The 22,549-nt window shown below is 65.4% G+C and carries 16 protein-coding genes and 1 pseudogene; 13 read left to right on the top strand and 4 right to left on the bottom strand.

Features of this window, described 5'->3' with window-relative positions; all coding sequences use genetic code 11:
• Positions 1–45 precede the first annotated feature (45 nt).
• Together JGU66_07610 and JGU66_07605 are read left to right on the top strand one after the other, a co-directional pair.
• A complete protein-coding gene (locus JGU66_07610; protein MBJ6760626.1) occupies positions 46–645 on the top strand; it encodes a hypothetical protein in 600 nt (199 codons plus the stop codon).
• Between the two features lie 271 nt (positions 646–916).
• Positions 917–2,179 carry an oxidoreductase gene (locus JGU66_07605; protein ID MBJ6760625.1) on the top strand — a complete coding sequence of 421 codons (1,263 nt, stop codon included), beginning with the start codon at positions 917–919 and terminating at the stop codon, positions 2,177–2,179.
• Here the strand turns inward: JGU66_07605 and JGU66_07600 are convergent.
• From JGU66_07600 to JGU66_07585, 4 genes are all read right to left on the bottom strand, one after another.
• Positions 2,176–3,021 (bottom strand): hypothetical protein, encoded by an 846-nt coding sequence (locus JGU66_07600; protein MBJ6760624.1) that lies wholly within the window; start codon positions 3,019–3,021, stop codon positions 2,176–2,178. The genes JGU66_07605 and JGU66_07600 overlap by 4 nt on opposite strands.
• A 44-nt stretch (positions 3,022–3,065) precedes the next feature.
• On the bottom strand, positions 3,066–3,713 hold the full coding sequence (locus JGU66_07595) for a peptidoglycan-binding protein (GenBank protein ID MBJ6760623.1): 648 nt from the start codon (positions 3,711–3,713) through the stop codon (positions 3,066–3,068).
• Positions 3,714–3,716: 3 nt separating this feature from the next.
• Positions 3,717–6,530 carry a hypothetical protein gene (locus tag JGU66_07590; protein ID MBJ6760622.1) on the bottom strand — a complete coding sequence of 938 codons (2,814 nt, stop codon included), beginning with the start codon at positions 6,528–6,530 and terminating at the stop codon, positions 3,717–3,719.
• Between the two features lie 406 nt (positions 6,531–6,936).
• Positions 6,937–7,410 carry a hypothetical protein gene (locus JGU66_07585; GenBank protein MBJ6760621.1) on the bottom strand — a complete coding sequence of 158 codons (474 nt, stop codon included), beginning with the start codon at positions 7,408–7,410 and terminating at the stop codon, positions 6,937–6,939.
• Between the two features lie 656 nt (positions 7,411–8,066).
• Between JGU66_07585 and JGU66_07580 the strand changes: the two genes are divergently transcribed.
• From JGU66_07580 to JGU66_07530, 11 genes and pseudogenes are all read left to right on the top strand, one after another.
• A complete protein-coding gene (locus JGU66_07580) occupies positions 8,067–8,783 on the top strand; it encodes a siderophore-interacting protein (protein ID MBJ6760620.1) in 717 nt (238 codons plus the stop codon).
• A 156-nt stretch (positions 8,784–8,939) separates the two neighbouring features.
• A complete protein-coding gene (locus tag JGU66_07575) occupies positions 8,940–10,025 on the top strand; it encodes a porin (protein ID MBJ6760619.1) in 1,086 nt (361 codons plus the stop codon).
• A 111-nt stretch (positions 10,026–10,136) separates the two neighbouring features.
• Positions 10,137–10,226 carry a K(+)-transporting ATPase subunit F gene (gene kdpF, locus JGU66_07570; GenBank protein ID MBJ6760618.1) on the top strand — a complete coding sequence of 30 codons (90 nt, stop codon included), beginning with the start codon at positions 10,137–10,139 and terminating at the stop codon, positions 10,224–10,226.
• 9 nt (positions 10,227–10,235) lie between these two features.
• Positions 10,236–11,954 carry a potassium-transporting ATPase subunit KdpA gene (gene kdpA, locus JGU66_07565; GenBank protein MBJ6760617.1) on the top strand — a complete coding sequence of 573 codons (1,719 nt, stop codon included), beginning with the start codon at positions 10,236–10,238 and terminating at the stop codon, positions 11,952–11,954.
• Between the two features lie 2 nt (positions 11,955–11,956).
• The gene (gene kdpB, locus JGU66_07560) at positions 11,957–14,017 is read left to right on the top strand and encodes a potassium-transporting ATPase subunit KdpB (GenBank protein ID MBJ6760616.1); all 2,061 of its coding nucleotides are present in this window, start codon (positions 11,957–11,959) and stop codon (positions 14,015–14,017) included.
• Between the two features lie 15 nt (positions 14,018–14,032).
• Positions 14,033–14,689 carry a potassium-transporting ATPase subunit KdpC gene (gene kdpC, locus JGU66_07555; GenBank protein MBJ6760615.1) on the top strand — a complete coding sequence of 219 codons (657 nt, stop codon included), beginning with the start codon at positions 14,033–14,035 and terminating at the stop codon, positions 14,687–14,689.
• Between the two features lie 79 nt (positions 14,690–14,768).
• A complete protein-coding gene (locus tag JGU66_07550; protein MBJ6760614.1) occupies positions 14,769–15,932 on the top strand; it encodes a universal stress protein in 1,164 nt (387 codons plus the stop codon).
• The gene (locus JGU66_07545) at positions 15,929–17,755 is read left to right on the top strand and encodes a HAMP domain-containing protein (GenBank protein MBJ6760613.1); all 1,827 of its coding nucleotides are present in this window, start codon (positions 15,929–15,931) and stop codon (positions 17,753–17,755) included. Before JGU66_07550 ends, JGU66_07545 begins: the two co-directional genes overlap by 4 nt.
• Before the next feature lie 169 nt (positions 17,756–17,924).
• Positions 17,925–18,464 carry a hypothetical protein gene (locus JGU66_07540; GenBank protein MBJ6760612.1) on the top strand — a complete coding sequence of 180 codons (540 nt, stop codon included), beginning with the start codon at positions 17,925–17,927 and terminating at the stop codon, positions 18,462–18,464.
• 1,171 nt (positions 18,465–19,635) lie between these two features.
• Positions 19,636–20,882: pseudogene (locus JGU66_07535) on the top strand (hypothetical protein).
• Between the two features lie 409 nt (positions 20,883–21,291).
• Positions 21,292–22,503, top strand: coding sequence for a hypothetical protein (locus JGU66_07530; protein MBJ6760611.1), 1,212 nt, complete (start codon positions 21,292–21,294; stop codon positions 22,501–22,503).
• Positions 22,504–22,549 lie beyond the last annotated feature (46 nt).

The following is a 22,549-nucleotide window of genomic DNA, read 5'->3' as shown; positions in this document are numbered from 1 at the left end:
ACTCGGGCCTCAATCACAACCCAACGGATTCTGGAGAATACAGACATGAAGAACTGGAAGCAGTGGACGGTGGCGGTGCTGGGGAGCTTGGCGCTCGCGGGGTGCGGTGATTCGAAGCCGCCGGTGGACACGCCGGACACCACCCCTCCTCCCACGAATGGCGGCAGCTCGCCCGTGGGGGATGACGACTCGGTGGTGCAGCTCAACGACAACCAGTACGAGGTGCGCATCCTCGGCACCAGCGCGAAGAAGTTCCAGGGCGCGTTCATCAACGTGGACAGCATGACGGTGACCGCGAACGGCACGCCCCTGCCGGTGGAGATGAAGTCCACCGTGATGGACCTCGCTCGCACGGACCACGCGTTCCTCGTCGGCCTCTTCACCCTGCCGCCCGGCACGGACTCCGCCCAGGTCGTCATCCGCCTGGACGAGTTCGGTGGCTTCGACGGCGCCAATGGCCCGTCCGGCGTCAGCGGCCCGTCTGGCGCGCTCGATGTCCGCACGGCGCCCATCCGCTTCGAGGTCACTCGTGCCCTGCTGACGCCTCGCCGTCACGCGGTGGTGCAGGTCGACCTGAGCCGGTCCGTGGTCTCGCAGCGCGCGGGCGACACGCTCCTGCTGCCGAGCACCGTGGTGGCCTACTGAAGTCCCACTGACCTCGCTCCGGCGAGGCCTGACGCCCGGCACCTTCCCTGGTGCCGGGCGTCGTCATGTGGGGGCTTCCCTGTCGACGCCGCGCTCGCATCCAGGCGGCTCGAATCTTCGCCCTCTCAGCGGAACTCCCGGTTCAAGGCGGACGGCCAATGCTGTCCCGGCGGGAAATGTCTTCGCAATCGATTGAGTCCAAGACTCGGTCGTTCTCGGCGTCTTGATTCGCGACGTAGAGTTCGCGAGACCAGCCGGGAAATGAGGGGCCATGCGGGACATTGGCATTGTGGGGGCGGGGCAGGCGGGCTTGTTGCTCGCGTTTGCCCTGCGGTCTGAAGGCTATCCAGTCACGCTCTATTCGGACCGGACGCCGGAGCAGATTTTCAACGCGCGAATCCAGGCCACGACGTATCTGTTCGGCCGGGCCTGTCAGTACGAGCGCGAGCTGGGATTGAACTTCTGGGAGGGTCAAGGCGACCACTCCCAGGGCGGCGACCTGGACATCTGTGGGGCGCCGGGGACGCGAGCGCTCCGCGTCTATGGGCGGGTGCGCGCGCCGGGCATGGCCCTGGACCTGCGCGTCAAGTATCCGCGATGGCTCGGTGAGCTGGAGCGGCGCGGTGGCACGGTGGTCTATCAGGCCATGGACCTGGAGGGCCTGGAGTCACTCGCGTCGCGTCACGACCTGGTGGTGGTGACGACGGGCCGCAATTCCTTGCCCGGGCTGTTCGAGCGAGACGCGGAGCGCAGCCTGCACACGCGCCCCCCGCGCAACCTGGCGGCGATGGTCGTGCGCGGCATGCGCCCCTGGAACGACACGCCTTTTCCGGCGCTCAAGTTCGTCCTGGCGCCTGGGCAGGGGGAGTACTTCTCCATGCCCTACCATGACCGCATCCGGGGCTCCGAGATGTGCGTCCTGGTCGAGGCCATTCCAGGACAGGGATTGGACCGCTTCGGGGACGCCAGGGACGCGGCGGGGATGATGGCGCGGTTGCGCGGGCTGGTGCATGACTTCTCCCCCTGGCTGGAGTCGCGGCTGGAGGGCGCGTCCATCGTGGATGAGTCGTCGTGGTTGGTGGGAGCCTTCACGCCCACGATTCGCAAGCCGGTGGGTCGGCTCGCCTCGGGGAAGGTGGTGTTGGGATTGGGGGACGCGGTCATCCTCAACGACCCCATCGCGGGCCAGGGCCTCAACTGCGCCTCGAAGGCCGCGCACGCGCTGTTCGAGGCCATCCGCGAGTGGGGCGACCGCCCCTTCACGGAGGACTGGATGCGGGAGGCCTCCGAGCGCTTCTGGCAGCGCGAGGGGAAGTACATCACCGCGTTCACCAACCTGCTGTTGTCGCCCGCGTCGCCGCACATGCAAGGCTTCCTGGGCGCCGCGTCCGAGGTGCGCTCGCTGGGCGACCTCTTCTTCGACAACTTCGGAGAGCCGCAGCGCTTCTGGCCGTGGATCGACAGCGCCGAGCAGACCCAGGCCCTCATCGCGGAGGCCGCGCGCGCTGAAGCGAGACAAGGCGCCGGGGGTTAGTCGCACAGGGGTTCGGTCTTCTTCTCAACCACCTTGCGCTTGACCTCCAGGCTGTTGCCAACGATGCGGTAGGTGACCTTCTCGACCCAATGCCATACGTTCCCCGAGCATGGCATTGGCTCTGAGTCGCAGACCGCATTCACGATGATTCGGTCCGGTCTCTCGGTGAACTTCAGCTTGCAGACATCGGGAGGCTGGCTGATCAAGTCAGGGAAGTAGGCGTAGCTGTCCTTCTCCCGTCGCTTCAAGTTGCCGTCCGGATCAAAGAGCGTGGCGATCACTTTGAGATAGCCGGAGTCTGGGGCAGGAGGTTCTTTGCGCTGGGCATAGCCATCCGCCCCCATTGGCTGAGAGAGGTAGACGTTGAACGCCAGCCGCCATCCATTGCTCGCGAGCGACTTGTGGGTGTGGACCTTGGCGCGGGTTCGGAGGTTGGGACAAGCAAGAGGCGTCGTCTCCCTGATGTCCTTCACCATGGCGTCCGGGTAGATGCTTTGAACCACCGTCAAGAATCGCGCGGCTTCGGTCGGCTCACAGATGCCCGCGACGACCGCGTATGAGCCAGGAGGAAGTCCCAACTCCTCGCCTCGGAGGATGCTCGGATACGCTTCAGGGGACTGGATCAACTCGTCATACGTCAGAAGGATCCGCGCCCATCGTGCTTTCCAGGAGCTGGCCTCGCCCGAGTTGCTGGCCACGCGAATGACGACAGCCTCGCGCGCGACCTTCGGACTCTCCGCGGTGCGCCCACCCGAGGACTCCGGAACCCCAGCCACCGGAGCAGGCTCCGTGGCCCCAGCAGAGGCCGAGCACGCGAAGGCGAGTGAGAGCCAGAGTGCCATCAGAAATGAGCGCATCCACAATCTCCCCGGTCCAAGCGAAGGGTCTAACTTCCATGGGCCTCGTGTAGCTTGTCGAGTGTCTCCGCGCTCAACTCACCATTGACCTCGAGGCCATGGTCCGCCTGGAAGGTGGCGAGTGCTACGCGCATCGCGGCATCCAGTGTGTCCTTGGGTCCAGGTACGGCATAGCCCAGATTCTCAAGCCGGACACGGGCCCCCGAGAGCCCGCCATCTGGACTGTCACGCAGCGGGTTGCGATGTCCGAGTTTCAACACGAATGTGCGATCGCCCACCGTGAACTGTCCCTCACGGCCAATCAGCGGGATGGAAAGTTCCAGGATGCCATTGCCCGGGACGATTCCACCCATGGGCGACTGTCCCTGCATGATGAGTTCATAGGGCGCACCCGCCAGCGGCTGCCCCTGCTCATCCAACAACTTGAGCCGAAGCACTCGCGGCGGAGCCTTCACCGTGAATCGACGCGTCGCCCCCGTTTCGACGGGCCGTTCCTTTTGTTGAAGGGCGGGGATGGCTACCTCGTCGCCGGGGAACAGCACGTTGGGGTCCGGCCGAAGGTGCCGCAGGCCGGCGTTGTCAGCATGGTTGTAGACCTGTTTCCAGTCCGCGAAGCCGTAGCGAAGGGAGATCTCCGAGAGCGACTCTCCTTGCAGGACAATGTGTTTTCGGGACATGTCTCACCACCCCTGCGGCGGCAGCCGCCACACGTTGCCGGGATCTGTCGTGAGTGCCATGCCTCCTCGGGTCGACTCCATCTCTGATCCCGTATACCCAAGTCCTCGCCCATCCATGGGTCCTCCCTCCAATGCGAGCGCATCAGGCGAAGTGATGAGGTAGACATCCGAGAAGCCAATTTCGTTGACCTGCTCCTCCCATGAGCCGCCGCGAGCAAACTTGCTCTGGTAGTGCCACCACTCGAGGGTGCGCGGAAAGCCAGGCGCACTGACTTGCACCTGGTCCTTCGGGAGGAAGCCGATGTCCGAAATACTCGTAGGATGACCTCGCTTCTCGAAGACGGGTTGGAGTGTCACTTCCAGCCACGTGCGATCTCGCTTGCGCGCGTGCTGTCTCATGCCCTTCGAGGAGGACGCATCCTCCGTCTTGACAGAAGTAAGCCGTTCCTCGAATGGCTTGAAGGCGGACTCCAGTCTCGCCCCAAGTACCCTTCCAGTTTGCATCCCGGCCGTCACCAGGTCCGCCAGGCCAGTCTCTTGTCCGGCGCTCACGACGAAGAACCGTTTGGATGCGAAGTCGCCCTTGAGCTTTCCGATGAGCCGTCCTGCGTCTTCCTTCAGCTCTGGTGGAGGCAATGCCACGGTGAGCTGCGGGGCATTGGTGGAGATCGATCTCGACCTCCCAGGCTTCGCGCCCCTCCTTGTCGGCGGTGTTCCGGCGGGCGCCACAACCAGGTCTTCGAGGACCGTGGCCCAGGCGTTCAGGAAGCTGGCGTCGAGCTCTGCATGCGCGCGACTGAATCGGAGACCGTTCCCCCGAGCAAACAGCACGGGCTGCTCCTCTGCGTCGGGGTGGTCGTCTGCGGTGGCGACCATCCGAGCAATGCTGGAGAACCCATGCGTGGCGTTCAGCAACTGATAGCCCAGCTTCCATCTGGTTCCTGCCGTGCCAATTCCGTGCATGCCACAGAGGAATCCGAGGCTGGAGATGTTGACGTACGCGCGTGCGGTACCGCTGAAGGGGGTCAGCTTGGGCATCACGCCAGGCCGGTCCTCGGTGGCCAGCAAGTCCCGTTGCGCCGAGGTGCCTCCATCTGCCTCGTAAGGATCGGGAAGAAAGGGTCGGATCCGATCCCGGAAGTACCTTGCCACCACATTCGCACAGCCCTCGGGTGTGCTCAGTTCTTGAGCGAGCTGTTTTCCGATCTGGGCGAACGGCAAGATCTGCGCGGCCACGTCGCGAACCCAGGCAGTGGCCTGCTCTTTCAGAGACGCATCGAAGTGAGAAGCAAGCTGTTCCTCGAGTGAGGTGCCCAGTGCTTCCAACGCACCGCCCAGTTCCTTGAGCGCCGCGGTCCTGCCCGGACCCAGCGCATCCATCGATGAGTGTCCGTACAGGCACCAACGCATACGATAGGCGTTCTTGGTCCGCGCGTTCTCTCGCAACTGCCGATCGATATCCGCCTGAAGTAGCTCGATCTCCTGGGCCAGCGCCTGGAGCCACGCGTCGTCCTTTGCCACCAAGTCATCGAGGGCCACCGTGGCTTTGGCGAAGAGCGCTGCGTTCCGCTTCTCGAGGGCAAGCGCTCCTGTGGTGACTTTGCGCGCGGCATCCACGCTGCGTTTTGCCGCTTGGGTGCCTCTGGCAGCCTCCTCTGGAGTCGTAGGCGCCATGGCTGGCGGGGATGGCATGGAGGACCCAGCGGGCGCGTGCTTCGCACGGAGTAGCTGGTCCGCTTGTCTCTGGGCCCTGGCCGATTGCTGCTCCCGCTTCGCCTCCTCCAGGCGCTTGCGCCGCGACGCGGTTGGATCTCGGGTGATGTCCTCGAAGCGCTGTTCCATCCGGATGGGCCAGGAGGTCACGGGTCGGGTGAAATTGGCTTCGCTGGGGTTGCCATTCACGGCAAAGTCGATAGCCATCCCCGTCTTGTGGATCGAGTTGTTGAGCACGCCACTTTGGCCACGCTGGATGGTGCTGATGTTTCGAAAGGAGTGCCCCGAAGGGAGGCCGTAGGAGACGCCAAAGGTCGCAACCAGCTTGCGCCAGGTCTCGAGCTGAATCGAGGCGTCTTCGCGAAGGAAGATGCTTGTCCTTGGATGTCCAGGAACCTCAAGGAGGATCTTCCCTGGTTTCCGATAACCATTCTTGAGCCAGTACTGGATTGCATCTCCGGTCGAGAGATCCAGCAAGCCCGGCACATATCCTTCAAGGCGATGCTCTTTGGGTAGCTCCCGCCCATTCTCTCCGAGGAGGTAGTTCCACGCGGTCTTCCCGGAGTGCGCCGTGCTGTTCTCATCGAGGACTGGGGAGGAGAAGTTGATCAACTGGCCGTGGGTCAGAGGTCTGACCGCCTCCGCAATCTGAAAAGCCTTGCCCTCACGCGCGTGCTCTTGGAATCGGGTGAGTCCTGCCGCAGTACGAAGGTCGAAGATTCCCTTGTTACCTCCTTTCTTCGAGTCGAAAGGACGATAGGGCTCCTCCTGCGTGCCAATGGGAAATCGGAGCGCGGCCAGATGGACTTGCATTCGACCCACTCGGGTGGCGAAGCCATCGCAGGTACGACCCGGCATGTCCGCATAGAGTGTCCACCCATTGTAGAGGGAATGCCCCTTGGGAAAATAGTCGATGGGTGTCGCCTGCTCCGGCACTTCGAGAACCACTTCTGCGGGCTTCGAGCCATCTGGGTCGCCTGATTGGGTCAACTCCCGCGTCAGGACCAAGGCTTCAGGGGCGAGTTCCTCTTTCCCTCCCCACGCATCCTTGCCACCCCACGCGGCAACATCCAGACGCCCCTTTCCGTTCAGGAATGCGGTCACCTGGCGTGCGAGCCTTACCGAGGGATGTCGTAAAAGGCAAAAGCGATAGCTGCGCTGTGCTCCGAGCTTGAATGCGAACGGCTGGGATTTGACGAAGATGTCGTGCTACGGATTCCTTCCCGATAGCACGGGTTCCAGGTAGCCGGCGGTATTGACAATGCCAAGCGAGAAGAGATCCTGCTGCGGCTCGTGCGCGTCCGCGACTGCAAGAATCTTTTCCTCTGGCGTCTGTGTCCGGATTGGGTCTGCCCCTACGTTGCTTTTGAGGGGCGCCCAGATGACGAACAGCCCGCTCAGTGGGTGACCTGCATCGCAGACGACCCGGATGATTGCTCCTTCGGGCGCGAACACGGACTGTGGAGCGCTCTTGGAGATGCGCGTGGGCCCTGCCGCTGCGTCAGCCATTTCAGGGCTCCTCCGCCAGTTCGATCTGCTCCACCCACAAGTCCTCATCGTTCTCGGAGTTGACGGGTTCCGCCGCCACCTCGACCGGCGGCGCGAGTTCCGTCCTCGGCCTCTGCGTGTCCAGCCTCATGCCGCCGGAGAACGCTCCTTCGCCACGCACCACCAGATCGCGGAAGACAGCGGTCCACTCGCCGGCGATCCGCACGCAAACCCGGTACGCGCCCAGCGGCACTGCGCGGAACCGGAAGTAGAGGCGCCGCTCCTGGCGGTCCGCCTCGACATCGGGAGAGTTCCTTGAGAGCACGCGCTCCATCGCGCCGCCCAGGCTCGTCAGGCGAACCTCGTCGTCCTGAAGCGCGTCGTCCTCGAGGTCCATTTCAATCGGGACGATCACGTCGCGCAGAGCCACCTTCAGCGTGTTCACTGCGACATCGCCCGTATTGAACGTAGCGACGTCCCGCTGCTCTTCTTCCATGGTGCCCCCCTGGCACTGGCATTGTTCGTCGCGCGAATGCTGCAACGTGGTTCACGGCATGGGCTGGCGCTTGTTGTGTCTGTTGACTGGCAGCGCCCCGGACTTCCTATGGCGTGGCGAAGAGGCGCTGCGCGTGCTGTCGCCGTGCCGTCGGAGCCTGCATCCGGCCAGGTGATGCAGGCACGTACCTGTGCTGAGTCCGGGATTGATGCTGCCCTCGGACGCATCCCTCGTCTCCGAGTCGTACGCCAAGGTGTCCGGCCGAGCCAGAGGCTGTCTCCGGCGCCTGTGTGAAAACCAACGCAGCAGGCGAGTGTTCAGTTCGCCCCACGCCGCATCGCGAAAGGGGCCTGTCCTCGCATCACGTGGCCATGCGCTGCGTGATGCCGAGTGACACGGGGACGCCGCAGGCAGGGGCCTTCGGCCCGAAGTGGATGAAGTTGGCTCGCAGTCAGATGCATCGGCCGTTCGGTCACGGCAGGAGCCCATGGGTAGATGCGGGGGCTTCGAGGCAACGCGCCAGGGCGTCCTTGAGGAGGGTTTTCTCCAGTCAGCCCCTCGCGCTGGCTTGGACCGTCTTCACCGAAGGTTCATGAAAGTTAACGGGTGTGGAGGCGCCTTCGCGCGTTCCATGCGGGCTTGGGAAGGAGCCACGCATGGCATCGGGCAAGGCCCTCTTGGGCAGCGTCCTGGGACGGTTTCTCTTTCGCAGCGCGCGCATCACCGAGGTGGAGGAACTCGCGCCTCGGTTTCGTCGGTTGACGTGCATGGGGGCGGGGCTGGTCGGCGTGCCCTGGACGCCAGGGGACAAGGTCCAGGTGTTCCTGCCCTCGGTGGGCATGCGGACCTACACGCCGCTGTCGTGGGACGCGTCCACCGGGACCACGCGGCTGCTCGTGTATGTCCATGGCGACTCGCCCGGCGCCCGGTGGGGCCGTGAGGCGAAGGTGGGGGATGTCTGCCAATTCCTCGGGCCTCGCTCCTCCATCGACGGCGCGAGCCTGACCGCCCGCGCGGTGCTCTTCGGGGACGAGACGTCCTTCGCGGTGGCCCATGCGCTGCGCCACACCCGGCGCGCCCAGGCGCTTCGCTGCGTGTTCGAGGTATCCGACCCCGTGGCGAGCGCGAATGTCCTCCAGCGGCTCGGCGTGGAGCATGCGGACTGCGTCCCGCGCGAGGCCGGGGATGGCCACCTGGAGTTGCTCTCTGCGCAGCTCCGCGACGCGCTCCTGGCGCTGCCGGAGGCGGACCTGGTCCTGACCGGGCGGGCCCAGGCCATCCAGGCCATGCGCGCCCGGCTGCGCGAGGAGGGGCTCGCTCGGCCGGGGAGGAACAAGGCTTACTGGTCCGAGGGCAAGGCCGGCCTGGACTGAGCCGCGCTCCTTTCAGCGCGCACGGGCTCGAGGGGCCCCGTCGTGCAGCTTGCAATCCGGGGGGAGGGGGCCTGTCGCCCAACCCCTGGATGTCCTTGAGGTGACACCGCTGGGGGCTTGGTACGGCGGCTGCTCAAGGGAAGGGGCGGAGCGCTCATGTCCCCCTTCGACTTCTCAGCCCTTCTCTCCAGTCTCCTGCTGTCCCAGACCGAGTCCCCCTCGGCCCTCTCGCGGCTCACCGTGGAGGGCGGGGTGGACACCTACTTCGGCTACAACTTCAACCGCCCGGCGGATGCCGCGAACTTCATCCCCGGCACGGGCACCACCGCCAAGCGCCACGACGAGGCCTCCATCAACCTCGCCTCGCTGGGGGTGAGCCTCGCCCCCGAGCCGGTGGGCTTCAAGGTGCTGCTCGGCTTCGGCACGGGCATGGAGGTGCTGCACCTGGCCGAGCCTTCGGGCACGGACGTGGGCCCCGAGGTGTGGCGCCACGTGCAGCAGGCCTCGCTGTCGTTCGTCACGGGGGCGCTGACGCTGGAGGCGGGCATCTACCCCAGCCACATCGGGCTGGAGTCCTTTCAATCCCAGCTCAACTGGACCTACACGCGCTCGTGGATGGGGGAGTTGTCGCCCTATTACCAGACGGGCGTGAAGGGCACCTGGAAGTTCAATGACGCATGGAGCGCGCAGCTCCACCTCATCAATGGCTGGCAGACCATCGGCGAGAACAACCACGGCAAGGCCGTGGGCACGCAGGTGGCGTACTCGGGCGAGCGGCTCTCCGCGTCGTTCAACACGTTCATCGGCAACGAGGGCTCCGGCGACGCGCAAGGGCTGCGCCTCTTCGGTGACCTGGTGGCCACGTACAAGGTGACGGACGCGCTCAGCGTGGCCGCCTCGGTGGACGTGGGGCGGCAGGCACGGCCCGAGCAGGACGCGGCGCTGTGGTACGCGGCGGGCGTCAACGCGCGGGTGAAGCTGGCCGAGGCCGTGGCGCTGGCCGCGCGCGCCGAGGTGTACCGGGACCGCGACGGCCTGCTCAGCGGCACGGCGCAGACGCTGGCCGAGGGCACGCTCACGCTGGAGGTGAAGCCCGCCGAACACCTCACCCTCAAGCTGGAGGCGCGGCACGACCGCTCGACGGAGGATGTCTTCGCGGGGCGAGAGACCACTGTCGACGGCGCGCCCATCTTGAAGCCCCACGAGACGCTCGTGGTGGCGGGCGCCGTCGCCTACTTCTGAAACAAACGGAGTCACGGAACATGGACCTGGTGTTGGTGCTCGTCACCGTCGGTTTCTTCGCGCTCACGTGGGCCTATACCCACGGCTGCGAGCGTCTGTGAGGCAACAGTCATGATGTTTGAATATGTCGCGGGCGCGGCGCTCGCGGTGCTGTTGGCTGGCTATCTCGTCTTCGCCCTGCTCCGTCCCGAGCACTTCTAGGCGCCTGCTATGACTTTGATGGGTTGGTTGCAGATTCTGTTGTTCTTCGCGCTCGTGCTGGCGCTGACGAAGCCGCTGGGCGGCTATCTCTTCCGTGTGTTCGAGGGAGAGCACCAGCCCCTGCCGCGCGTGCTGGGGCCGGTGGAGCGCGTGCTCCTGCGGCTGTGCGGCGCGGACGCTCGGCAGGAGCAGACCTGGACGCAATACACCGTGGCGATGCTGGCGTTCAGCCTGCTCAGCATGCTCGGGACGTATGCCATTCAGCGGCTCCAGCACGTGTTGCCGCTCAACCCGCAGGGCTTGCCGGCGGTGGGGCCCGAGCTGGCCTTCAACACGGCCGCCAGCTTCACGGCCAACACCAATTGGCAGTCCTACGCGGGCGAGTCGACGATGAGCTACCTGTCCCAGATGATGGGACTGGCGTGGCACAACTTCGTCTCCGCGGCGGTGGGCGCGGGCGTGGCGCTGGCCCTGGCGCGAGGCTTCACCCGCCGGCCCGGCCCCGCGGGACAGAAGACGCTGGGCAACTTCTGGGTGGACCTCATCCGCGCCACGCTCTACGTGCTCTTGCCCATCTGCTTCGTCTACGCGCTGTTCCTGGTGTCGCAGGGCGTGCTCCAGAACTTCGCGCCCTATCGGGAGTTGATGACCATGGAGGGCGTGAAGCAGACGCTCGCCATGGGCCCGGTGGCGTCTCAGGAAGCCATCAAGATGCTGGGCACCAACGGCGGCGGCTTCTTCAACGCCAACAGCGCGCACCCGTTCGAGAACCCCACGCCGCTCACCAACCTGGTGGAGATGCTCTCCATCTTCGCCATCCCCGCGGCGCTCACGTACACGTACGGGAAGATGGCGGGAGACACGCGGCAGGGCTGGGCCCTGTTCGCGGCCATGTCCATCCTCTTCTTCGCGGGCGTGACGGCCGCGTACGCCGCCGAGTCCCAGGCCAACCCCGCGCTGGTGGCCTCGGGCGTCGCGCAGGACGGCAACATGGAGGGCAAGGAGCTGCGCTTCGGCGTGTGCGGCTCGGCCCTCTTCGCCACCGTCACCACGGACGCCTCGTGCGGCGCGGTGAACTCGATGCACGACAGCTTCACGGCGCTGGGCGGCCTGGTGCCCCTGGTGAACATGCAGCTGGGTGAGGTCATCTTCGGCGGCGTGGGCGCGGGCCTCTACGGCATCCTCATCATGGTGGTGCTCGCGGTCTTCATCGCGGGGCTCATGGTGGGACGCACGCCCGAGTACCTGGGGAAGAAGATTGAGGCGAAGGAGATGAAGCTCGCCATGCTGTACGTGCTCATCTTCCCGCTGGTCATCCTGGGGCTGAGCGCGGTGGCGGCGGTGATTCCGCAGGGCCTGTCCTCGCTCAACAACGCGGGCCCGCATGGCCTGTCTGAAATCCTGTATGCCTTCACGAGCGGCACGGCCAACAACGGCAGTGCCTTCGCGGGTCTCAACGCCAACACGCCCTTCTGGAACATCTCGTTGGGGGTGGCGATGCTCGCGGGTCGCTTCCTGATGATGGTTCCGGCGCTGGCCATCGCGGGCTCCATGGTGGGCAAGAAGGTCGTGGCCGCGGGCCCCGGCACCTTCCCCACCAACGGCACCTTGTTCACGGGGTTGCTCGTGAGCGTCGTCCTCATCGTGGGCGCGCTGACGTTCTTCCCTGCTCTCTCCCTCGGCCCCATCGTCGAGCACTTCCTCGGCGCGGCTGGAAAGGCTTTCTGACCATGAGCTCCGCCTCTTCGAAGCCGGCGTCGCTCTTTGATTCGTCGCTGCTCAAACCCGCGCTGCTCGACAGCGTCAAGAAGCTCCACCCGCGAGACGTGGCGCGCAACCCCGTCATGTTCGTCGTGTGGGCGGGCAGCCTCCTCACCACGGTGTTGGTGGTGAAGGACCTCGTGGTGCCTCGGCCGGACGGCGCGCCGCTGTGGTTCACGGTGTCGGTGATGCTGTGGCTGTGGTTCACCGTCCTGTTCGCCAACTTCGCCGAGGCCGTGGCGGAGGGACGCGGCAAGGCCCAGGCCAGCAGCCTGCGCAAGATGCGCAAGGACACGCTGGCGCGCCGGCTGGTGGACGGCCGCGAGGAGCGCGTGCCGGCCCCGTCGCTGCGCAAGGGCGACCTCGTGGTGTGCGAGGTGGGGGACCTGATTCCCGGTGACGGCGAAGTGGTGGAGGGCATCGCCAGCGTGGACGAGTCCGCCATCACCGGCGAGTCCGCGCCGGTCATCCGCGAGTCGGGCGGTGACCGCTCGGCGGTGACGGGTGGCACCAAGGTGTTGTCGGACCGCATCGTGGTGCGCATCAGCGTCAACCCGGGCGAGTCCTTCCTCGACCGGATGATTGGGCTGGTGGAGGGCGCGGCGCGGCAGAAGACGCCCAACGAAATCGCGCTCCACATCCTGCTGGTGGGCCTGACGATTGTGTTCCTGCTGGCGTGCGTGACGCTGGTGCCCATGGCCCTCTACTCGGGCGTGGCGCTGTCGGGCACGGCGGTGGTGGCGCTGCTGGTGTGCCTCATTCCGACGACGATTGGCGGCCTGCTGAGCGCGATTGGTATCGCGGGCATGGACCGACTCCTGCGCAAGAACGTGCTGGCCATGAGCGGCCGCGCGGTGGAGGCGGCGGGAGACGTGGACACGCTGTTGCTCGACAAGACGGGCACCATCACCCTGGGCAACCGCATGGCCACCGAGCTGTTGCCGTTGCCGGGCGTGCGTCGCGAGGAGCTGGCCGAGGCCTCGCAGCTCGCGAGCCTGGCGGACGAGACGCCCGAGGGGCGCTCCATCGTCACGTTGGTGAAGGACACGTACAAGATGCGCCCGCGCGAGCTTCAGGCGCATCAGGCCACGTTCGTGCCGTTCACGGCGCAGACGCGCATGAGCGGCTGTGACCTGAATGATCCGCAGCCGCGCAGCATCCGCAAGGGCGCGGTGGACGCCATCGTGAAGCACGTGCAAGCGCAGGGCGGTCAGGTGCCGCCCGAGCTGGCGCAGGCGGCTGGTCGCATCGGTGACGCGGGCGGTACGCCGTTGGCGGTGTCGGATGGCTCGCGAGTGCTGGGCATCGTGCACCTGAAGGACGTGGTGAAGGGCGGCATCAAGGAGCGGTTCGATCGCTTCCGCGCCATGGGCATCCGCACGGTGATGATCACGGGCGACAACCCGCGCACCGCGGCGGCCATCGCGAAGGAGGCCGGCGTGGATGACTTCCTGGCCGAGGCGACGCCCGAGGCGAAGCTCGCGCTCATCCGCACCGAGCAGGGCAAGGGCAAGCTGGTGGCGATGACGGGTGACGGCACCAACGACGCGCCCGCGCTGGCCCAGGCGGACGTGGGCGTGGCGATGAACACCGGCACGCAAGCGGCGAAGGAGGCGGGGAACATGGTGGACCTCGACTCGAACCCCACCAAGCTGCTCGAGGTGGTGGAGGTGGGCAAGCAGCTCCTGATGACGCGCGGCACGTTGACGACGTTCTCCATCGCCAACGACGTGGCGAAGTACTTCGCCATCCTGCCGGCGCTGTTCATGGGGGTGTTCCCGCAGATTGCTCCGCTCAATGTCATGCGGCTGAGTTCTCCGCTGAGCGCCATCCTGTCGGCGGTCATCTTCAACGCGCTCATCATCATCGCGCTCATCCCGCTGGCGCTCCGCGGCGTGAAGTATCGCCCGCTCGGAGCGGCGGCGCTCCTGCGGCGCAGCCTGCTGTTGTACGGGGTGGGCGGCGTCATCGTCCCGTTCGTGGGCATCAAGGTCATTGACGTATTGCTCACCGCCGTGGGCCTGGCCTGAAAGGAATTGAACGTCATGGTTTCCACTTTGGTGATTGCCCTGCGCGCGTGCGTCGTCACGCTGATGCTCACGGGCGTGCTGTATCCCCTGGCTGTCACGGGGGTGGCCCAGGTGCTGTTTCCTCATGAAGCCCAGGGCTCGTTGGTCGTGGACGAGCGCGGGCGCGAGGTGGGCAGCGCGCTCATCGCGCAGGGCTTCACGCGAGGGGCGTACTTCCAGCCGCGTCCCTCGGCGGCGGGCAACGGGTATGACGCCACGGCGTCCTCGGGCAGCAACCTGGGCCCCACGTCCCAGAAGCTGCGCGACCGCGCCGTGGCGGAGGCCGAGCGCCTGCGCAAGGAGAACCCGGATGCGGTGGGTCCGGTTCCGGCGGAGTTGGTGACGGCGTCGGGCTCGGGGTTGGATCCGCACCTGTCGCCCGAGGCGGCGCGGTGGCAGGTGCCGCGCGTGGCGCACGCGCGAGGCGTGGACCCGGCGCGCGTGTTGGCGGTGGTGGAGGCGAACGTGGAGGGGCGTACCCTGGGCGTGCTGGGTGAGCCTCGGGTGAACGCGCTGCTGCTCAACCTCGCGTTGGACCGGCAGTTCGGCCGGGCCGTGGAGCCGGCGCATCCCATGGGTGCGGCGGCGGCACCGGCGGGAGCGTCGTCCGCGGCGGGGCTGGAGCAGCCGTAGCGCGAGCGGGCGGCGTGCTGGCAAATAGGGTAGGCGCGGGGGCCGGGCACGGCCCTCGCGCCACGCAAAGGACACTCGGGTGACGACACGGCGCACGCGCGCGGAAGACTTCTTGGAGCTGGTGGAGCGCGGCCGGAGGGGCAGGCTGAAGCTCTACATCGGCTTCGCGGCGGGCGTGGGCAAGACGTATCGGATGCTCGAGGAGGCGCACGCCCTGCGCAAACGCGGGGTGGACGTGGTGCTCGGTTTCGTGGAGACGCATGGGCGCGCGGAGACGGATGCGCTCGTGCGAGACCTGGAGCAGGTGCCACGCAAGCCCTACACCTACCGAGACGTCACCGTGGAGGAGATGGACCTGGACGCGGTGCTGGCGCGCAAGCCCCAGGTCGCGGTGGTGGACGAGCTGGCCCACACGAACCTCCCGGTGTGTCGCCATCGCAAACGCTATCAAGACGTGCAGGAGCTGCTGGACGCGGGCATCAATGTCATTGGCGCCTTCAACGTGCAGCACCTGGAGAGCTTGAATGACCTCGTCGAGCGCACCACGGGCGTCACCGTGCGCGAGACGATTCCCGACAGCTTCCTGAAGAGCGCGGACCAGGTGGTGAACCTGGACCTCGCGGTGGAGGACCTGCACGAGCGCCTGAAGGCGGGAAAGATTTACGCTGCGGACAAGGTGCCGCGCGCGCTGGAGAGCTTCTTCAAGGGAGAGAACCTGTCCACGCTGCGCGAGCTGGCGCTGCGCGAGGTGGCGGAGAGTCTGGACCGGGCCACGGGGCAGCACGCGAAGAACGGCGAGGAGGCGCAGCAGAAGGGCGGCTCGTGGGGCCGAGTGCTAGTGGCGCTGTCGAGCTACCCGCCGCGCGCGGCGACGCTCCTGCGACGCGGTTCACGCATGGCGGGGCGGTTGAACACGGATTGGTTCGTCGTCTACGTGGAGACGCCGCGCGAGGCACCGCACCTCATCGACGCGGAGGCTCAGCGTCACTTGCTGGCGAACATCGATAAGGCGAAGGAGCTGGGCGCGGAGGTGGTCCGCCTGCGCTCGAAGCATCCCGTGGAGGCGTTGCTGGACTTCGCGCGCTCGCACGGCGTGGGGCACATCATCATCGGGCGCTCGAACCAGCCGAAGTGGAAGCAGATGCTGGGGCTGACGGTGGACGCGCAGCTCCTGCGTGAAGGAGAGGGCTTCGACATCCACGTGGTGTCCTTCGAGTCGCTGCACGAGGAGCGCCGGTCATGACGCTGCGAGGCCGCTTGTTGTTGGCCCAGGCGCCGCTGGCGCTGGCGCTGGTGCTGCTCGGGGTCATGGCCGTCGTCACCCTGGGCCGAGTGGGGCGCTCGGGGCAGCAGATCCTGGAGGACAACTACCGCAGCGTGCTGGCGACGCAGCGGATGACGGAGCAGTTGGAGCGGATGGACAGCGCCGCGCTGTTCATCGTCGCGGGAGACCGAGAGCGAGGCGTGGCACAGCAGGCCGAGCAACGTCCGCGCCTGGAGTCCGAGCTGCGAGTCCAGGAAGGCAACATCACCGAGCCCGGTGAAGCGGAGGCCACGCGCCGGATGCGAGTGGCGTGGGAGCGCTATCGGACAGAGTTCGATGCGTTCTTGCAGGCACCAGACTCGGCGAGGACGCATGACCTGTATTTCAAGGCGTTGTCTCCCGCGTTTCAGGAAGCGAAGCGCACGGCGGCGGCCATCCTGGACCTGAACCAGGACGCGATGGTGCGCAAGAGCGAGCTGCTGAGTCGGCAGAGCCAGCGGGTGAACACGCTGATGGTGCTCGCGGTGGTGGGGGCGCTGGGAATCGGTCTCTTCTTCTCCACGTCCTTGGTGCACCGGGCGGTGCGGCCGGTGATGGTGTTGTCGCAAGCGGTGCGGCGGCTGGGGCAGGGGGACTACGCCGCGCGAGCGGTGGTGGACGGGCGCGACGAGATGGCGCAGCTCGGGCGAGACATCAACACCCTGGCCGAGCGGTTGGACCAATATCGACAGAGCAGCCTGGGGGAGCTGTTGCAGGCGCAGGCGGTGTCTCAGGCAGCCATCGACAGTCTGCCGGATCCGGTGGTGGTGCTCGGGGCGGAGGGGGACGTGCTGAACGTCAACCGAGCCGGTGAGGACGTCCTGCGTCTGCGATTGGAAGGGGGAGGGGACGTGCTGGGCCGAGTGGTGCCCGAGGTGCGTGAAATCCTGGAGCGGGTCCGGGCGCACGTGGTGGGTGGGCACGGGGCCTATCAGCCGCGGGGCTACGAGGACGCGGTGCGGGTGGAGGCCGCGGACGGGGTGCGATGGCTGTTGCCGCGAGGCAACCCCGTCTACGGCGAGACCGGGGACGTGGTGGGCGCGACGTTGTTGCTCCAGGACGTGACGAGGCTGCGTCGCTTCGACGAGCTGAAGAACGACCTGGTGGCGACGGTGGCGCACGAGTTCCGGACGCCGCTGACGTCGTTGCGGATGGCCATTCACCTCGTGGCGGAGGGAGTGGTGGGGCCGGTGACGGAGAAGCAGGCGGACCTGATGTTCGCGGCGCGAGAGGACTGCGAGCGGCTCCAGGGAATTGTGGATGACTTGTTGGATCTCTCGCGCATCCAGGGTGGCCAGCTCCAGTTGGATGTGAAGCCGGTGCGGACGGAGGAACTCGTCGAGTTGGCCCTGGACACGCAGCGAGTCACCGCGGAGGAGCGCGGCGTGCACCTCCTCCGAGACGTGTCACTGGACGCGGAGACGGTGTCCGTGGACGCGGACCGGATGCAACTCGTGTTGGGCAACCTGGTGGGCAACGCGGTGAAGCACACGCAGGCCGGAGGCGAAGTGCTCGTGCGAGTGACGCCCGAGGAAACGCACATGCGCTTCGAGGTCCGCGACACAGGAGAAGGAATCCCGGCGGAGCAGCAGGCGAAAATCTTCGAGAAGTTCTACCGAGCCCCCGGGGCACCGGCGGGAGGTGCGGGCCTGGGGCTCTCCATCGCGAAGGAGATTGTGCAGGCCCACGGAGGAGACATCGGGGTCGTGAGTGAACCAGGCCAGGGGAGCACCTTCTGGTTCACCATCCCGAAGCCGTCCTGACGCAGGTGGGCGAAGTCCTCGAGGAAGATGTCTCGCGCGTCTTTGCGCTTCTCGTGGCTCGTCACATAGGCTGGTGCGAGTCACGTAGGGGGGCGCAATGTTGCGAGCAGGTTGGCCGTGGATGCTGCTGGTGTGTGTCGTGCTAGGGACTTCCGCGGTTGCGGGTCCGATGGATCGCGCAGCCGTCGTGGAGGGCTCGATGGCGCGCTGCACCGCCCGAATCGAAGCCCACGCACGGCGAGCCGAGAAGGCCCAGCGGCACGCGAACATCCTGCTCCTCACCGGTGCGACCCTGGCCGCGTTGGGAAGCGCGCTCGCGGGGTTTCTCTCCAAGGAGTCGCTGCGAAAAGCAACGGCGGTCATTGGAGCGATTGGGGCGGTGCTCTCGGTGGCGCCCAAGGCGATGGATCAGCCGGACGACATCAAGCAGGTCCACCGAAATGCATCGGCGCACGCCCATGCGGCCCTGAAGATCTACTGGCAACTGGGGTTCGTATCGGACCGCGCGACGAAGGCCGAGCTTCAGGCCTACATCATCCGGCGATTCCTCGACTGCGAGAAGGACGACCCGCCCGAGCATGTCCCGGACGTAGCTTCTCTGCCGGGAATCGTGCTCGTGGATCCACCCACCGTCGGGAAGCTCAAGGCGATAGCCCAACCCGCAGTACCCCCAACAACCCCAGCGCTAACGAACGCGGGTCAGCCATAGCCCGCTGCGGTCACGTTGCTGAGTGTGAACGCGAAACGGTGACAATGCGCAGCGTCGCGATGGCTGCGCCACCGTGATGGCGAAAGGCGTTGAGCACTAAGTTTACCGCCCCACCCTTCATTTCCTGGAGCTGTCGCAGTAGTCGTGATGCCGAAAGGCGTTGAGCACAAATAATCAATGAGTCCAATGCCAAGCTGAATGGGTCACAGTAGCCGTGATGCCGAAAGGCGTTGAGCACAGCAGGTGCGCGAGCAGGGCTTGTGTGTCGAGTCCGGTCGCAGTAGCCGTGATGCCGAAAGGCGTTGAGCACCTACCCAGCGCGTGGAAGAGCACATGGGCACCGAGTCGCAGTAACCGTGATGCCGAAAGGCGTTGAGCACAAGAGCTTCTTACCCTTCTCGCACAGATGGTTGAGCGTCGCAGTAGCTGTGATGCCGAAAGGCGTTGAGCACCCGTCTTCTGTCCAATGAGGCCCGCGCGATAGTTCAGGTCGCAGTGGCCCTGATGCCGAAAGGCGTTGAGCACGAGTGGAGGTCGGTCTCGCTCACCGTCCGCGCGGCTGGTCGCAGTAGCCGTGATGCCGAAAGGCGTTGAGCACAGACGCACGGCCGTGCGACCGCGCCCGTTGCTCAGTCGTCGCAGTTGCCGTGATGCCGAAAGGCGTTGAGCACCCAGCGGTGCGGATCTGCGCGGTGATAGAGACGGTCGCAGTAGCCGTGATGTCGAAAGGCGTTGAGCACCATCAGCAAGTCCCGCATTTCCAATGGGAGCCCTTCTGTCGGGGCCATCATGCAAGTTCGGCGGACTTCATCTGGGACGAGAACCAGGTCGCGTTCCACCTTGCTCGAAATTGTTCGGGCGAGCAGTCCCGTTTGTGTTTACTCGCTGACGAAATCGCAGCCATGTCAGACCGTCCTGGTAGGGCTGGCTCTCGGTGCTGAGGTGTCCAATCCGGTCACTGAGGGCATATATGTTCATTCGTCGAAGTCAGGTTGTCGGGCTATGGCTGCTGCTGTTTGCGCGAATGGGCTGGGCGGAGGACGCCGGGGAATCTACACCCACTGGGCAGGGATTGCCGGATGTCGGCGCTTCGACGGAGATGGTGGGCCCACTGCCTGTGCTGTGAGACGCACCTCCCGAGGCCGAATCCCCACTCCAGCCCGGATTGGCAATGGGGCCAGCCAGTTCCTCGACGGATCGGTGGCATGCGCTGGTCCGAATGGACACACGGATGCGAGTTCTCGTGCCGCGTAGCCGTGTTGCTCAGGGCGATGGATTCGTTGAGGTTGAGCCGACGCTCGTGATTGATGGTGGGCCAGGGGTCGGGGTCAACCTGGGGGCTCCCGTGAGACTTCGATTGTGGGGAGACGAGCCCCATGCAGGGATCTTCAGGAGGGAGGACTGGGACAGCCTCTCTGATTGGGGCCAGTGGGTGCGTGCTCTCAAGATCGGCTCGGACTCCGCGCCGCTTGGGCTCTGGCTGGGTGCGTTGGATGGCTACAGCTTGTTGTCCGGACATCTCGTGCGTCGCTACTCCAATCGAATCAATCCAGATTACCACCCCGCAGGAGGCTTTCTGACGGGAACAGTCGGGCCTCTCTATGTCGAGGCCTTCTCATCGGATGTTCTGGGGGCTCGGCTTGTCGGGGCCGAGTTCGAACTGGATGTCGAGCATGTGCTTCTCGGTCCGCCGAGACAGCCGTCGAGGTACACCCTGTCCTTGTCCGCGGTTCATGACTGGGGGACCGTCGAGGATGCTTCCCCCAAGGTGTCGCTGGCCCATGTGGATGGGGCGGCCGTGCTGCTGGTGCGTCAGGGCTTCGAATTGCATGTGCTGGGTGGGGTGGTCGGCCCGGGCACGGTGGCGCATGGGGGGCTGTGGCTGGTATTGGCGCGGACGTGGAGACGGCGACGCTGAACGCTCGCCTGCGTCTCGAAGTTCGCAGGCAGCACGGAGGCTTCCACCAGGGATTCTTCGGTCCAGACTACGAGTTGGCGCGCTTTGTCGCGGCAGGGCCTTCCGGGTTGTCATTGGTGGAAGCGCCGTTCCGCGCTGGATACTCCGCATACGTGGAGTCCAATGTCGATTGGGATGCCGTGCGACTCGGCGGATTGCTGCAGCGCCACCTGGGCTTCTCGTTTGCGGTGGAAATCTTCTCCTGGGGACGCGTGGACGCAGATGGACGCCTCTCGCTGCAGCTTGCTGATAGGCGTCTCGAGGTGGCCATTGCCACGCTGGCGGCAGGACTCGGCCAGCCGGAGAGTCGCTCCTTGCTCTCGGGGGAACTTCGCTGGCGACTCGCTGGGAAACTCTATGTTCAGGGACAGGGCGGTACGTTGCTTTTCCGGAAGGCAGACGGCCCCTTGACTCCTGGCAGATTTGTTTCGGTGGGCGTGGGGGTGGACAATGCGCGTTGAACCACTCGTTTTGTGCTGGGCCCTGCTCGTGACCGGATGTGCTTCTGTTGCTCCCCGGTCCGGGACTGGTCACTCACTGAGCTACGGTTCGCCTCCTGCCTTCGTGCTTGCCCTGCGAACAGGCGGAGAGGAAGACTCGCCACGCGTCGCCTCATCGCCTTCAGTGCCCTCATCGTCGATGCCGCGCGAGCCAGCTCGGTTGCGTCATCATCAGGTCTCGCGCTCCATCCTTACGGAGGTCGCGCAAGTAGACTTGGCCTCGTCACCGCGGGCGGGTGTCACCCGGGATGCTCAGAGTGACGCCTTCGAGCGATTGCTGTTGCTTGCTGGATTGGAGCCTCGGGACGAGGTGCCTTTGGGTGAAGGACCCCTCACTCCGAATCAGTCGGCGCGGCTGGTGATGGCTTTCATGAACAAGCGGCTGACGATGGGGAATTTCCCTCCTCGGATGGGCGCAATTCTCCTGCTGCGCGAAGTCCTGGCACATGGAGCGGTGTCACGTGCCGAGTTGAATCAGCGTGTTGAGCGCCTCAAGTCGAAGCGAGTGGTGGTACTTCGTCCAGATGGGTACCTCGCGTGGGTTTACACAGGACGCACACAACAGCGTGCTGCACCAATCGAATGGCGGGACGGGGCATTCCGCGCCATGCGCTTCGAGTTGGGACGCTTCTATGTCGTGGACGGTGATTTGTTCTTGCCTGTGGATGAACAACTGCGTGTCACCGATACATGGCCACTGGCTGAGATCTACGACGACGCGGACGTCATCAGCCGTTCACTGGATGGCGCGGGAGAGGCCTTTTTCGAGTTGACCATGGCGATTGGGAAGTTCCTCACCTACCCCGTAGATAGCTTCCTGGAGTTGAAACAACTGCCTGCCGGGGTAGCGGCTCTGGTTGCCTCGTCGCCCGAGTATCTGGAGCGCTTCCAGGAGATGACGCGAGGCGAGCAGATTCAAGCCGTTGCGAAGCTTGTGGCTGCTCTCTCAGCCTGTGGCGGTGTCGCCAAGGGCACGACGACCGTGGTCGCTTCAGGAGTGGGCGGCGCGGAGTCGATGGTCCCGGTTCTCTCCCTTTCTGTGGAGGGGGCCATGGTGATTGAGCGGCTCATGATTCCGACTGGGCAGTTGGCCACCGTCATAGGGGAAGCTGGCGCCGGAGCGATGGTGGTGCTCAATCACGTGGGGGGTGACGAATCTGGCCTCGTGAAGTCGAGAGGCCGACTCTCAGGCTCGAAGAGCGCTCCAGGGCCAAATGACAAGGACCCGGCCAATATCAGGGCCATTCAGCGTGAGAATGAGTCTGCGGAGATTCTCGCGGAGAATGGATATGACGTGGAGCAGAACCCGTCGCTCAAACCCAATGGGAAGTCGCCCGACTATAAGATCAATGGCGAATATGCAGACTGCTACGCTCCCAGCGGGCGGCGGATTCGGAATATTTGGGATTCCGTCAAGGACTCAAAGGTGAACTCGGGGCAAGCGGACAGGATCGTCTTGAACTTGGAAGACACTCCCGTGACGGTCGAGGAGGCCAGGGTTCAGTTCTCCGAGCATGTGATTGACGGATTGAAGAAGGTCTGGGGCATCAAGGACGGCAGGCTCTCAGTCATCTACCCTTGAGCTGTTGGGGCTATACCTGAAAGCAGGTAGATTCCGACGCGGAACG

This window comes from Myxococcaceae bacterium JPH2 (assembly GCA_016458225.1).
Taxonomy (GTDB): Bacteria; Myxococcota; Myxococcia; order Myxococcales; family Myxococcaceae; genus Citreicoccus.
Note: the sequence above shows the minus strand (reverse complement) of the source record. Positions and strands in the feature narration are given on the sequence as shown.